This is a genomic window from Allorhodopirellula solitaria (assembly GCF_007859855.1).
Lineage (GTDB): Bacteria > Planctomycetota > Planctomycetia > Pirellulales > Pirellulaceae > Rhodopirellula > Rhodopirellula solitaria.
In genome coordinates this window covers 322,222-335,155 of record NZ_SJPK01000006.1, presented here as the reverse complement: position 1 = coordinate 335,155, position 12,934 = coordinate 322,222, and the positions used below count along the sequence as shown (strand labels likewise).

Below are 12,934 nucleotides of genomic sequence, written 5' to 3'. Positions count from 1 at the left end.
CCGGCATTGCCAAGCGGACATCGCGTATTCCACAATGGAATGGCAGCTAGGCAGATGTAGAATTCGAGGACGTCAAGCAGATTGAGCCGCTTTGGCGGCCGCGTTCCAGCACTCGCGATTTGAGCCCGTGCGAAGCCCGGATGCGTTTGCCGGATTGAGCGGAGCATCACCTGCATCGGACGTTTTCACTTTCGACGATATCCACTATGGTTCTCCCATCGCTGTCCCTGAGCCCAGCTCAGTCCTAGGAATTTGTGCCGTTCTCGCTTGCAGTGTTTTTCTGCGGAGGAAGAAGTAGCGGCGATCGATTGAAATCACTGTGCCGCACCAGGAACCCCGCCAACGAATTGCGATTGTCTTTTACGAGGCCTATCTGGGGTGCGCACCGAGTTTAATCAACGCCGCGAGACTGTTCGATGAACAGGGTTGGGACGTTGACATCGTGATGCGTGATGTCGCGACAGCCTATGCCAGTCCTCCCGAGCTCGGCGAGCACGTCCAAGTCCTGCGGATTTCCTGCGGCGGAACCTGCGATTGGGGGGCGGGAGGCGAGGCCGCACCAGCAGGCGAGAAATCTTCGTGGAAATCGCGGATCCGACGGGCGATGCCGGAGCGTTGGGCGACCTCTTTGACGGCCGCTCGCGATCGAGCCCACGACATCGCCGCGGGTTTGAAACCCTCGGTTTGGTTGGCTCGCGGCCAGTTTATCCAGGGCGTGGCCGAGGTAACGCGGGGCCGAGATTATGATGCCGTCATTGGCGTCGATATGCTCGGCTTGGCCGCTGCCCGTCCTTTGGCCGCCGAACAGGGCGTGCCATTGGTTTATTGGTCGCTCGAGATCATGTTTGTGCGGGATTTCTGGTCACCGGTGTGGCGGCGGACGAAGCGGCTCGAGCAGGCAGACCACCGCGCCGCCGACGTTTTGGTGATCCAGGATACCGAACGGCAACAGGCACTCTGCGATGAAAACCGGGCCTGGGACGTCCCGACGATCTTGATTCCTAACTCACCTCGCGGCGAGGTCGATCCGAATATTTCGCGGGATCATTTCCACCAACAGTTTGGCTTGGAGGACAACGTTCATGTGATCTTGCATGCCGGCTCGATCTGCGAAGGCATGCGATCGAGTGATTTGGCAGCGATCGCGTCCGCCTGGCCCGACGATCGACGCCTGATCTTTCACAGTCACTCGCCAATCGATTTGCAGACCCACTACTACCGAGACATCGTGTCCAGCGGTGAGGGGCGAGTTCTGATTTCGACTCAGCCGGTGCCCTATGACAAACTCGATGAATTGATGGCCTCTGCGAGCGTCGGTATTGTGATCTACGATAGCTCCCTGGGGCCTAATTTTCAGTTACTCGCCGGTGCATCGGGGAAGCTATCGCATTATCTGAGATGTGGTGTTCCCGTGGTCAGTGTTGACAACCCAAGTATCGCTCGGGTCCTCGAGAAGCACGACTGCGGCGTCGGCGTCAGTCGGGTGGATGATGTCGCTGACGCGATCGAGACGATATTAGCTGATCACGCGAGCTACCGATCCCGGGCTGCCCAAACCTATCTCAACGAATTTGAATTCGCCAAGCACTTTCAGTCACTGCTCTCTTTCCTCGACACTCCCCGGCCATGATGCAACTCCCTGAGCCAGAAGGCAATCGCAGCGGTTGGCCCTGGTCGCGCGTCAGCGACGGGCCGCAAAGGAATTCCGAAAGCCGGGTCTGGCCGCGAATCACTGTGGTGACGCCGAGCTTCAATCAGGGCGAGTTTTTAGAGGAAACAATCCGCTCGGTGCTACTACAGGACTACCCGAACCTGCAATACATCGTCGTCGATGGGGGCAGCACCGATCGCAGTGGGGAGGTATTGGACCGGTATGCCCACTGTATCACTCACGTGATTCGTGAACCCGACAACGGTCAATCCGATGCAATCTGCAAGGGACTGGATCGGGCGACCGGCGTTCTATTCAATTGGATCAACTCCGATGACCGGTTGGCTCCGGGAACCCTGTGGGAGCTGGCGAGTCAGTTTGACGCCAAGCATGACCTGTACGCCTTTCGCGTCGCGGTGGAGGACGCAAATGGGCGCACGCCATCGAACACCGACTCGCTAATGGTGAACCGAAACCTGTCTGCGATGGCGATGTTGCGATGTGATCGCTATTCGTTCAGTCAGCCCGGGTTATGGTTTCGCATGGATGCGTTATGGGATTGTGGCGGGATCGACCGCACACTGAATTATGGATTCGATTGGGACCTAATCGTAAGGTATCTCAGCGAACATCCACGGGTGCAATATTCCGACTCGATCGGTGCGATGTTCCGCTTGCATGAGCAATCGAAAACAATGGTGGAGACGTCCAAAGCCGACGCGGCGGAGAATCGATTTCAGCAGGAGAATGACCGCATTCGTGAGAAACTCGAAGGCAGTCTCGCGCCGCGTCTGGCGGCGGCGTCGCGATTGGGGCGGCGGCGTGGACCGTGGAACGATCATCTGATCGATGTGCTCGACGATCTGGATTGCTCACCCCTGGCGGCGGCCTGCGGCATTCTCAGTGAGACCGCCAAGGAGCCACGGACGCGAGCATCGGCGCGGACGTTCGGGTCAGTGGCTCGATTGTTGTCGCGATACGTGCGGCGGATGCCCCGGCGGACCCCGTGAGCGGGATTGTCATCTGCGAGCTATTTCACGAGGACATTCAAGAGGACATTCACGCATCTGAGTCGGAAACCACACCCTCAACAGCCTATCTTTCCCGACTGGGATGACCGGCTCAGCCCAAGGGTAATTTCCAGCACGCTGGGTGGGCAGGCAATGGTTTTGCGGGCGGATACGCGTTAGCCTGTATCGTTTGTCGTTCCATGAGTCGATTGCTCCGCAATTCCATTTTACCGCTGCACTGCCGCGTATGAACTCGAACCCATCCTCGCGTTCCATTTTAGAACGCCCCGGTCCCTGGGGTACCAGCATCGCGTTGTTGGTGCTGATGGGGTTTTTCTTCATTCTGCCGTCCGCCTTTCGCGGCGCCCGTTTGGGGCTGGAGAACAAAGAAAACGACATCAAGGACTGGTTACCAGCTGATTTTCCCGAAACCGCCGAACTGGACTGGTTCGCCGAACATTTCGCTGGTGAGAGCTTTGTGCTGGCGACGTGGCCGGGCTGCACGGTGGGTGATCAGCGGCTGCATCTACTCGAAAACAAACTGCTTTACGAATCGGCTGACTTCCGGTCCAAAATGCTGGACCTGGATGCCGGGGAAGCCACCGGCCTCAGCCTTGCTCAAAGACGCGCTCGGGTTCGGGCCCGGGAACTCGGTGAGGAGCTGAAACTCTTGCCGCCGGGCAAGGAACTGGACAACTGGGGGGGCCTGGATGAAAAATGGGTCGCCTCGGCGGACGGAACATGGTTCTTCATCACCCCCGACGGACGTTTCTATCGGTGGGAGGAAGCCAGCAACGGGCCAGCGGGACTGTTTCGCGCGGTTAAGAAATCTCTGGGTTTCTATGAGCTCGAGGGGCAATTGGTCACGGCCTTTGGTGAACCGTCCACCACCGACAAAGCCAACGCGTTCTACAACGACCCGTCGCTGTTGTGTGCGCCTCTGTTTGAAACAGTACAAACCGGATCGTCGATTGTGGCGGAGTTGTCTGCCGAAGGGGGCGCGCTGTGGCCCGTCGACACGACCGCGCCGGAACTGCGAGCACGGGTCGCCCGCCGCCGCGCGATGGAACGACTGACCGGTAGCCTGTTCGCCCCCGCAGTCCCGCCCGGATTCGACTGGACGGCCGAGAGTTTTGCCGCAGCCTTACCTGCCGAGCGACGCGACCAGTTGCCCGATGGATATCAAGCGATCGTGCCGCGAGCCCTAGCGGACTTCGCCGACGATCGACTCGAAGGTAGCATCGACCGAATCAAGACTGCCATCACACCGATTCAGACCGAAGCCTGGTATGCCGTCTTCGATGCGATGGAAGTCGAGCCCCCCCCGCGGCTGACATGCTTGCTCGTCACGTTAACGAACCTCGCCAAAGACAATTTGGCCTACGCGATCGGGCGCGGGACGCTCGGCAGCCCGCAAGGCCGACTCCTGACTCTGGCCGAACAGAGTGGGGTGCATCCACCGTCCCCACCATCGACCGCGCCGCCGCCATTTGACCGCGAGCCACCCGAGACCGTCGGTGGGATGCCGCCTCTGCGGATGGGCGGACCGCCGGTCGATAACGTCGCCATCGACGAAGAGGGCACCGTGACGCTGGTGCGGTTGATCGGATACTGCATTCTGATCGGAGTGGCGCTGTCATACTTTTGCTTTCGCAGCATCAAAATTACCGTCATGCTGTTTGTCGTCGGCGGTTCTGCGGCGATGTTGTCCATGGCCATGGTCGGATGGACCGGAGGACAGGTCGACGCGATTCTATTGAGCATGCCGGCACTCGTATACGTGCTCGGGTTGTCTGGCGCAATCCATGTCATCAATTACTACCGGGACGAGGTCCGAATGGCAGGCCAGCGCGGTGCCGCAGACCGCGCCTTACGGCATGCGATGCTGCCCTGCACGCTCGCCGCGGTGACGACGGCAATCGGCCTCGGTTCGCTGTACACCAGCAATTTGAAACCGATTAGCAATTTTGGTCTGTACTCGGCAATCGGGGTGGTCGCGACGCTCACCATACTTTTCACGTACCTGCCCTCGGCACTCGAGGTATTCGCGCCGAAGTTTGCCGCTGAGAAGAGACGCAAGGGAGCCGAACCGGATAGCGAGCCAGCAGAAACCGGTGGCGGGGAAGGCTCACGCGAGCCGGCATCCGCTTCAGCCACGTCGAACTCGGCGTTGGCGGCTTGGTGGGCTGGCTTTGGGCGTTTCGTCACCGACCACTATCGGGTGGTCGCCAGCGTTTGCCTGACCGTGCTCGTGATCGCTGCCTTGGGACTGATGAACATTCGCACGTCGGTGCAGTTGCTGAAGTTGTTTGACGCCGATGCCCGGATCCTTCGCGACTATGCTTGGCTGGAGGAGAACTTTGGCAAACTCGTGCCCATGGAAATCGTCGTTCGGATGCCACCGGAGCTCCAGCAGGAACGTGAAAGCGCGACGAGCGAAGCGGGGGCAGATACCGCCGCTGCCGCGTCTGAACCAAACCAGCAAGAATCTAGCCAGCGAGAACCTGCCGGCGACGCCGACCTGATCGCATTGAACTTGCTAGAGCGAATCGAGGCCGTCAGCCGGATTCGCATCGCGGTCACGCGCACCCTCGGAGAAGAGGGGACGGGCGAGGTCGGACAAGCATCGAGTATGGATACCTTCCTCCCGCCACTGCCAGCGGTGGACAATGGATACAACGTCGTCCGCAGCCAGATGAATCGGCGATTGGCCGAAGCAAAAGCGGAGTTACTGGCCAGCGACTATGTCAAGATCGAAGACTACGGTCCGCTCGAGACGAGCGAAATGTGGCGGCTCAGTTTACGCGTGAGCGCCTTGTCCGATAACGACTACGGTTTATTCATCAATGACCTTCGAGACGTCGTTGCCCCGGTGCTCGAAGCCTACCGGACACGGGCTGCCTTGTTGGCCGCGCTGAATCAAGCTGAGGGTGGCTTGACCGGCAAGCAACGGGTGCTCGTCGTGGGTAGCAACCGGGTTGAGAATCTCGCCGAGGCAACTCTCGTCCACGAAGACGGCACGGCGAACCAATCGGCAATTTTCCTCAGCACACTGCACGAGTTGCTTGGTAACGAAAACATCAAAACCCCGGTGTGGGGCGACCCTCGGGACCCGGAACGCAATGTAAAGCGGGGCGACCCGAAGTGGGAGCAATACGTAGCTGGTTTCGATGCGGTCATCTGGGTCGGTCAGATCGAAGCTTCCCTCGAGAGCCAGCGTGCGGGAAATGAACCGCTTCACCTTGGCCCGGCGTCGCAGGCATCGGAGTGGTTGGCGTCGGCGAAGACAGTCATCCATGCTGACGAGATTGCTGCTGAGTCGATCGAGAAGACCATCATCGCTGTCCCGCCCACGGACCACGATCACTTCAATCCCAAAGCGGTGCGATTTACCAAGGGCGATCGGCAGGTCCCGGTCTTCGACGTCGACCCACCGATCTCGCCACAGGTTGTCTTCACGGGGGTGGTTCCGGTGGTCTACAAAGCCCAACGCACCCTGCTGGGCAGCTTGGTCGAGTCGATCATGATGGCGTTTGTGCTGATCGGATTGGTCATGATCGTGCTGCTCAATCCAGGCAGTTTTCCGTCGCAGTGGCTCGAGCCCCGCAATCTATTTGATGGGATCACGGCGGGGATGATCTCCATGATCCCCAATCTGTTCCCGGTGATTCTCATCTTCGGAATGATGGGCCTTGCCGGAATCGCTGTCGATATTGGAACGATGATGACAGCCTCGGTCGCGATGGGCGTCGCGGTCGATGACACGATCCACTTCCTGACGTGGTATCGCCAGTTCCTCGAAGAGGGCAAATCTCGCTGTGCCGCCGTCATTGAGACTTATCGGAAGGTCGGCCCCGCGATGACACAAACGACGATCGTTGGCGGGCTCGGCCTGTTCGTATTTGCCCTCTCGACTTTCACACCGACCCAACGATTCGGCACACTCATGCTGGTGATGCTGGGGGCAGCACTGATCGGAGACCTGATCCTGCTGCCGGCGTTACTGGTCAGTCCCCTGGGCAAGTTCTTCAAGCCCCGGATCGGCTTCATGAACCAGCCCAACAACAAGGCGGGGATCGGCGCCAACTCGTCAGGCGACCCCGTCACGGCCTGGCAAACCGATGTTGGCGAAGGTGGTGTTTCGGATGTGACAGCGGACGCGTCCGGCTCACTTGTTGCCTCCGAGGACATTCCGGTGCTAAAAGTTCACACGCCGCCATCGCGGACACCAACCTCACAGCCCAAGCGGAAATAAAAGGAGCGTCACGACTGCGGTAATCACTCAGCAGTGATCATTGTGGGGCGACATACTGCAGTTGAATCTCGGTACCGGGAAGCGACTCTTGCAGTGTGTCGACGCCCGCTTGTGTGACTTCCGTTCGCGTGACGATCAGGTTGTCGAGGTCCACGAGCGATGAGAGCCGAGGCATGCCCGCGTCGGTGATGTCCGTCGAACCGAGATGCAAGAACGTCAACTTGGTCAGTTTCCCGACCCCGGCCAACCCAGCGTCGGATACCGAAGTGGCATCGAGATTCAGCCATCGAAGCGACTGGCATTGAGCCAATGCAATTGCACCTACGTCGCCGACTGCGGTGCTGTAGAGATTCAACTTCTCGAGGCCTGGCAGTCGCGATAGTTCTTCCGCAGCGACATCGTCGATCCATTGGCAGTCACTGACATCGAGATCAACCAACTCATCCAGATCCGCGATTAGGCTGGCGGATTCTGCCGAGATCGTGGTCCCTGCCAATCGCAACTTCTTCAAACGCGGAAAATTCTTCAGTTTGCTTGTCGCGTTGTCATCGATCTTGGTTTTCGCCAGGTAGAGTTCCTGAAGCTGATCGAGTCCCGCGATGTTCTCGAGGCCGGCACCCGAGATGGGCAACAGGTCGAGCGCGAGTACCTTCAGCGAAGGCAGCTGTCCGATCGACTTCAGCCCAGCGTCGGTGACCGTGCATTTGCCGTCCTTGCCGGATAACTTGAGGACTTTGAGGCGTTTTAGACCTCGCAGCGATTGCAGGTAATCGTCTGCGAAGCTGCTGGCGCGGAGATCGAGTTGAACGACGTGGCCATCGTTGTCGGTGACGACTCGGGCACCGGGGATGTCGAGAGAGACCGGGGCGGGCGAGTTCGCTTGATCACTAGTTTCCGCTGTGGCCCCCGCATCTTCGGGCGGGGCTGTCGACCTACGGCACGCTGAAAAGCAGGTGAGGCTGGTTGATGCTGCGATCACCCACACGATGGATTGAAATGAGTTTCGAATCATGCCGGTCAGGATTTCTTTTTCTTGCGGTGCGGGCGGCGTCCTGCCAGGAAGGAAGCGGCGGGGTCGACTAGAAATCGTCGGCGGATCGCTTCCCGCCCCACCAGCATGCGAAAGCCCATCGCGTCTCGGTTAGCGAGTGTCAGGTCGACCAGGACTTGCCTTTGTAGAATGGCCAGCGGCGTGCGGATGACGATCCGTTCGGAGACCTCGCCGTTGCTACTACGAACGTGCCGGCGTTCGAGAATGGGTACATCCGCATTGACGAAGATGTCGTCTCGATTTTGCACAGGGTGAATCGAAAATCGCACCCGTTCGACATCGTCTTCGACATAGGTCTCAACGTCGAAAGCGTGAATAGAGCTGGACCGCGCCCCGGTATCAATTTTTGCTTTGACGTGAGCCACCCCCAATTCCGGCAGTCCGACCCATTCCCGCCATCCAATGATGAACATGGGATCGTCACTGGGCACGGTAGGATGATCGCTTGGGGCGGACATGCAGATGGGAGGGTGGGAGGAGGAAAAGCGAGAAGCCAAACGCGTTTCTTAAGCGGTATGGATGGCTCGATCGTCGACATCGAGAGCGGCTTCGTGCACAGCTTCGGAAAGCGTGGGGTGGGCGTGGCAGGTGCGAGCGATATCCTCGCTGCTGGCTCCAAACTCCATCGCCGATGCGGCTTCAGCGATCAAATCGCCAGCGCGAGGACCGATGATGTGCACGCCGAGCACGCGATCGGTTTCTTCATCGGCCAAGATCTTGACGCGGCCATTGGTGTCCCCGAGGGTACGGGCGCGACCATTGGCACCGAGCGGACAAACTCCCTTTTTGTAAGAGATCCCAGCTTCCTTGAGCTGTTCTTCGGTCTGTCCGACCATCGCAATCTCCGGATGCGTGTACACGATTGCCGGAATCACGTCGTAGTTCATTTCCGCCGCGATCCCCGCCATGCGTTCGACGCACACGATACCTTCTTCCATCGCCTTGTGGGCGAGCATGGCGCCGCCGATGCAATCGCCGATGGCGTACACGCCCGGCACACTGGTTTGAAACTCATGATCGACTTCGATGAAACCACGGCGATCGGTTTGGATCCCCGCCGCTGCTAACCCGAGGTCGTCTGTCGCGGGCCAGCGACCGGTGGCCAGCAGGACTCGATCGCAATAAATCGGCTCACCATCTTTGATTTCGACGGTACAGGGTTTGGACTGCGAAGTATCCACACGGGCCGAAGCCACCAGGGTACTGGTGCGGAATTCGATGCCTTGTTTCTTGAATGCGCGATGGGCGAGGTTGGCCATCTCGTTGTCGAGTCCGGGCAGCACACGATCGAGAGCCTCGAGCACGATCACTCGGCTACCGAGCCGATTCCAGACACTGCCCAATTCCAATCCGATGTAACCGCCACCGATGACCACGAGCACCTCGGGCACCTCGGGAAAGGACAGAGCCGTGGTGCTGTTGCCGATCCGTTCGCCATCCTCTTCGATCGATGGCAGGCGAGCTGCGATGCTGCCTGGGCAGAGCAGGATTTGGTCTGCCTCCACGGTCGTCGGTTGGTCCGAGGCCGCCCCCTCGCTCGGCGTGATTTCGATCGCCTCGGGCGACTGCAGTTTCCCGCGTCCGTGGTATGCCGTCACGCCGCCGTTCTTGAACAGCATATCGATGCCGCCGGTCAACGTGTCGACGATTTTCTCCTTGCGAGACATCATCACGTCGAGTTTCAATTCAACTCCGTTCACGACGACGCCGTGGTCGCTCAGGCCATGCCCGGCCTCCTCGTACAAGTGGCTCGATTCGAGCAATGCCTTGCTAGGAATACAGCCCACACGCACGCAGGTGCCACCGAAACGTGGGTTTTCATCAATACAGGCGACGTCGATGCCAAGCTGAGCTGCTCGGATGGCGGCAACATAACCGGCGGGACCTCCGCCCAGGACGACGAGTTCGTGGCGAGCCGTGTTTGACATGCGAGAATTTTTTCAAAGGAGGCTTAGGGATGGAATCACCCTATTGTTCCCAATCACACCGGCATTGTCGACTACACGTCAATGATTGAGTCGCTATTGGCTCGCGAGTGTTCCGTCGAGAGCCACCGTATCGGCGAAGTCATACGAATGGAACGTGCGGCAGATCTGCCTCGATAGCATACTGAGAAAGAGTTTTCGGAACTTCGTTTCGGTCGTTTCGCTGGTGTACTGGCCAGCTTGGACGGGATACGTGAATTCATCGATCTCCTTGCGGAAAACGACCTTCTCCGCTTCGATGTCGTAGACCGTAATCATGATCGCTGCCCGGCCTCGGTAGAGAGTCGCACCATCACGCAGACGTAGATCGGTCATTTCGATGGCCAATAATTTCTCGGCTTTGGTGTCCTTACCCATCTCCAAGTAATCGATTTTGTCCCAACCGTGAGTGTCACGCCATTGCTGGATCGCCTCGTCGTGCACCAGCGTCATATCTTTGACTTCCATCGACAGAATATTGCTGACTTTCCGAGTCAGCAAACGCGCAGCGACATCGTCGGAATACTGGCTCTGATCGGTCATCGTCACTATGGCGACCTTCGATTCTTCCAAACCCTCGTACTCGGGTGGGATGCGGTCGACTCCGACAGCGTGCATCAGATTGCTAACGATGCCGAGACAGCCTGCCTGCGTCGTCAAAAGGCAACAGGTAAAAAGCGACAGTGTGATCAGGCGGGGGGGCGTCGGTTTCATACGGCAAGCGATAAAAAGCGGCAATGCGGCAGAGTGGAACGGGATACGATCCCCCCTGTTACGCATTCTTCGTCTCCGAATGCCACCCCAGTCTTGCGATTCCAGACAACCGGCACGGACCCAGATGTCGACGCTTGCTGAGATTCGGTGTACGTTTTTCGGAGACTGATTGCCGTTGGACTGGTTTGTCCAGGAACGAATCAGCAGGTGTTTTGGTTTTCAATTTAGCTCCCCTGCCATTCTCGCGTCCCGCTCATGTTTGCACTCTGTAACGAAACTTTCCGCGACACGTCTCTCGCCGATGCCGTGCGTTTGACGGCCCAGCTCGGTTACACCGGTTGGGAAGTGGCTCCGTTCATGCTCGCCAAGCACGTCGATGAAATTGGCCAGGTCGATCGCGTGGAATATCGCCGCACCGTCGAAGGCGCTGGGCTGCAGATCATCGGGCTACACTGGTTGCTTGCCGGGACTGAGGGCTTGCATTTGACCACACTCGATCCCGAGGTACGGCGCAGCACAGCCGAGTATCTCAAGAGCCTAACCCGCTTGTGCAGTGACCTGGGGGGAGGCCTGATGGTGCTGGGGTCCCCCCAGCAACGCAATCGGACCGAGGGGCAGACAAGCAGTCAGGCGATGGAAAATGCAGCCGACGTGCTGCGGCAGGTTGTCCCGACGCTGCAGGAACACAACGTTCAAATCGCCGTCGAGCCACTCGGTCCCGAGGAGGGCGATTTTCTCAATACGGCTGACGAAGCGTGCGAATTGATCGACGCTGTCGGTGATAGCAGTGTCGGGTTGCACCTCGACGTCAAAGCAATGAGCACGGAGTCTGAGCCGATCGATCAGGTCATCCGCCAACATGCCGAGCGAATGATTCACTTTCACGCCAACGACCCCAATCGACTTGGGCCCGGTATGGGAGACGTGGAATTTGCTCCGATCATGCAGGCTCTGCACGATGTCCAGTACGATGGCTGGGTCAGTGTCGAGGTCTTCGATTACTCCCCCGGTGCCGAAACGCTTGCCAAAGAGAGCATTGCCAATCTCCGAGCGGCCGCTGCAAAGTAGCCCGCATCGCTGGAGTGTGGACCGTTGAGCGTGAGGGCGTCGGGCGGTCGCCGTGGGCGGAGCCCGTGTACGCTCCCGCCGAATGGGCAAGCTTTCAAGCCGTTTCCGAATGTCGCTGTAGGCGTCACCTGCTAAAACTGCCGTGAAGGCGTCAGCCACGGGTGGTTGAGTTTCAGATGCCGGCTTAGTTCTTGGTCAGATCCCAGGCATCGAGCCAAGTGGTTTCAGTCGGCTCCATATCGAAATTGTTCTCGAGCCGCTCAGCCATGTCGGCGAGGTGTCCAGCACCGTAGAAAACAGCGACGTGTTCAGCCCCCGCGTCGAGCTCCTCGCTGAGGATTTGGAATGCCTTTCGGTTGCGTCCCTTGATCAGGGTGTTCTCACCATTGGCATCATTGACGCCAGCGGTAACGAGCTCGATATCGATCAATTGGGACGCCATGGCCCGCTTCATCATCATCGCCCTGTCCTTGCTGAACAACGCCATGATCAGCCCCACGTCGCCACCTTGTGACTGCGACGCCATGCCAGCCCCCATCATGCGAGCGGCCATTTTCCACACGCTATCACCTCGCCGCTCGAGATCCTCGGCAAACTCATCAGGGCTCATGTCGGCATGGCGGAAGTTCTCGGCCATGTAGTCAATTTTCTCGAGTTGGTATTCGAGGTGCAGCAAATCCTTCATGCCTGTTTGCATGGATGCCAAAACGGAGCGTCGTTCTTTGAGATCTTCAGGGCGGATGCGTGTGCCATCGGGCGCGACGAGCTCATAGAGAACCTTGTCGTAACCGCCGAGCTGCTTTTTTATCGCCGCGTAGTACTCGCTTTGGCCGATATGGACGACTCCGACGAGGTCCACGGCTTGGCCTTCATGGTCGGTATCGGGCTTACCCTCAAACCGCACTGTCGCGGTCTGCAATGCGACCGGATTGCCCTGATTATCCCGCTTGATCCGCACGTATCGGTTGCTCGCGGACTCGGTCGAGAGCGTTTCACCAGCCTCTTTCGCCCCCGCCCTCTCTGCAGCTGCTTCGGCCGACGCTGGCTGTTGCGAGGGGATCGGTGGGGCCACGTTGTCCTGGGCGGTACTCGCTCCACTAGAGAGAAACTGCCAAAAGACAAGCAAGATCGCGCCCGCGACCCAGACAATTTTTTTCAAGTAACTCGGCACGCGGACACTCCCCAATCAAATTTTCGTGATAAACTCCAATAGATACCATC

At 58.7% G+C, this 12,934-nt stretch carries 10 protein-coding genes; 5 read left to right on the top strand and 5 right to left on the bottom strand.

Annotated elements, in window-relative coordinates:
• The first annotated feature begins 127 nt into the window (after positions 1-127).
• From CA85_RS26145 to CA85_RS14265, 4 genes are all read left to right on the top strand, one after another.
• The gene (locus CA85_RS26145; RefSeq protein ID WP_186774946.1) at positions 128-298 is read left to right on the top strand and encodes a PEP-CTERM sorting domain-containing protein; all 171 of its coding nucleotides are present in this window, start codon (positions 128-130) and stop codon (positions 296-298) included.
• A 21-nt stretch (positions 299-319) separates the two neighbouring features.
• Positions 320-1,630 carry a glycosyltransferase family protein gene (locus tag CA85_RS14275; RefSeq protein WP_146391996.1) on the top strand — a complete coding sequence of 437 codons (1,311 nt, stop codon included), beginning with the start codon at positions 320-322 and terminating at the stop codon, positions 1,628-1,630.
• Complete coding sequence (locus CA85_RS14270; protein ID WP_246112801.1) at positions 1,627-2,661, top strand: glycosyltransferase family 2 protein; 1,035 nt, start codon at positions 1,627-1,629, stop codon at positions 2,659-2,661. Before CA85_RS14275 ends, CA85_RS14270 begins: the two co-directional genes overlap by 4 nt.
• Positions 2,662-2,908: 247 nt before the next feature.
• Positions 2,909-6,916 (top strand): efflux RND transporter permease subunit, encoded by a 4,008-nt coding sequence (locus CA85_RS14265; protein WP_146391995.1) that lies wholly within the window; start codon positions 2,909-2,911, stop codon positions 6,914-6,916.
• A gap of 37 nt (positions 6,917-6,953) precedes the next feature.
• Here the strand turns inward: CA85_RS14265 and CA85_RS14260 are convergent, their stop codons facing one another.
• From CA85_RS14260 to CA85_RS14245, 4 genes are all read right to left on the bottom strand, one after another.
• Positions 6,954-7,928: a leucine-rich repeat domain-containing protein gene (locus CA85_RS14260; RefSeq protein WP_146391994.1), complete on the bottom strand. Its 975-nt coding sequence runs from the start codon at positions 7,926-7,928 to the stop codon at positions 6,954-6,956.
• A gap of 5 nt (positions 7,929-7,933) precedes the next feature.
• Positions 7,934-8,425 carry an ATP-dependent zinc protease family protein gene (locus CA85_RS14255; protein ID WP_146391993.1) on the bottom strand — a complete coding sequence of 164 codons (492 nt, stop codon included), beginning with the start codon at positions 8,423-8,425 and terminating at the stop codon, positions 7,934-7,936.
• Positions 8,426-8,473: 48 nt separating this feature from the next.
• Positions 8,474-9,895 carry a dihydrolipoyl dehydrogenase gene (lpdA, locus tag CA85_RS14250; protein ID WP_146391992.1) on the bottom strand — a complete coding sequence of 474 codons (1,422 nt, stop codon included), beginning with the start codon at positions 9,893-9,895 and terminating at the stop codon, positions 8,474-8,476.
• Between the two features lie 93 nt (positions 9,896-9,988).
• Positions 9,989-10,645 (bottom strand): hypothetical protein, encoded by a 657-nt coding sequence (locus CA85_RS14245; RefSeq protein WP_246112800.1) that lies wholly within the window; start codon positions 10,643-10,645, stop codon positions 9,989-9,991.
• Between the two features lie 255 nt (positions 10,646-10,900).
• Here CA85_RS14245 and CA85_RS14240 point away from each other — a divergent pair, with 255 nt between their 5' ends.
• A complete protein-coding gene (locus tag CA85_RS14240) occupies positions 10,901-11,713 on the top strand; it encodes a sugar phosphate isomerase/epimerase family protein (RefSeq protein WP_146391991.1) in 813 nt (270 codons plus the stop codon).
• Positions 11,714-11,897: 184 nt separating this feature from the next.
• Here the strand turns inward: CA85_RS14240 and CA85_RS14235 are convergent, their stop codons facing one another.
• A complete protein-coding gene (locus tag CA85_RS14235; protein ID WP_146391990.1) occupies positions 11,898-12,884 on the bottom strand; it encodes a TraB/GumN family protein in 987 nt (328 codons plus the stop codon).
• Positions 12,885-12,934 lie beyond the last annotated feature (50 nt).

Bases quoted from the DNA above. Each gene is read 5' to 3' on its own strand.
- CA85_RS14270 (WP_246112801.1), top strand. From the start codon at position 1,627: ATGATGCAACTCCCTGAGCCAGAAGGCAATCGCAGCGGTTGGCCCTGG.
- CA85_RS14265 (WP_146391995.1), top strand. From the start codon at position 2,909: ATGAACTCGAACCCATCCTCGCGTTCCATTTTAGAACGCCCCGGTCCC.
- CA85_RS14260 (WP_146391994.1), bottom strand. From the start codon at position 7,928: ATGATTCGAAACTCATTTCAATCCATCGTGTGGGTGATCGCAGCATCA.
- CA85_RS14255 (WP_146391993.1), bottom strand. From the start codon at position 8,425: ATGTCCGCCCCAAGCGATCATCCTACCGTGCCCAGTGACGATCCCATG.
- lpdA (WP_146391992.1), bottom strand. From the start codon at position 9,895: ATGTCAAACACGGCTCGCCACGAACTCGTCGTCCTGGGCGGAGGTCCC.
- CA85_RS14245 (WP_246112800.1), bottom strand. From the start codon at position 10,645: ATGAAACCGACGCCCCCCCGCCTGATCACACTGTCGCTTTTTACCTGT.
- CA85_RS14240 (WP_146391991.1), top strand. From the start codon at position 10,901: ATGTTTGCACTCTGTAACGAAACTTTCCGCGACACGTCTCTCGCCGAT.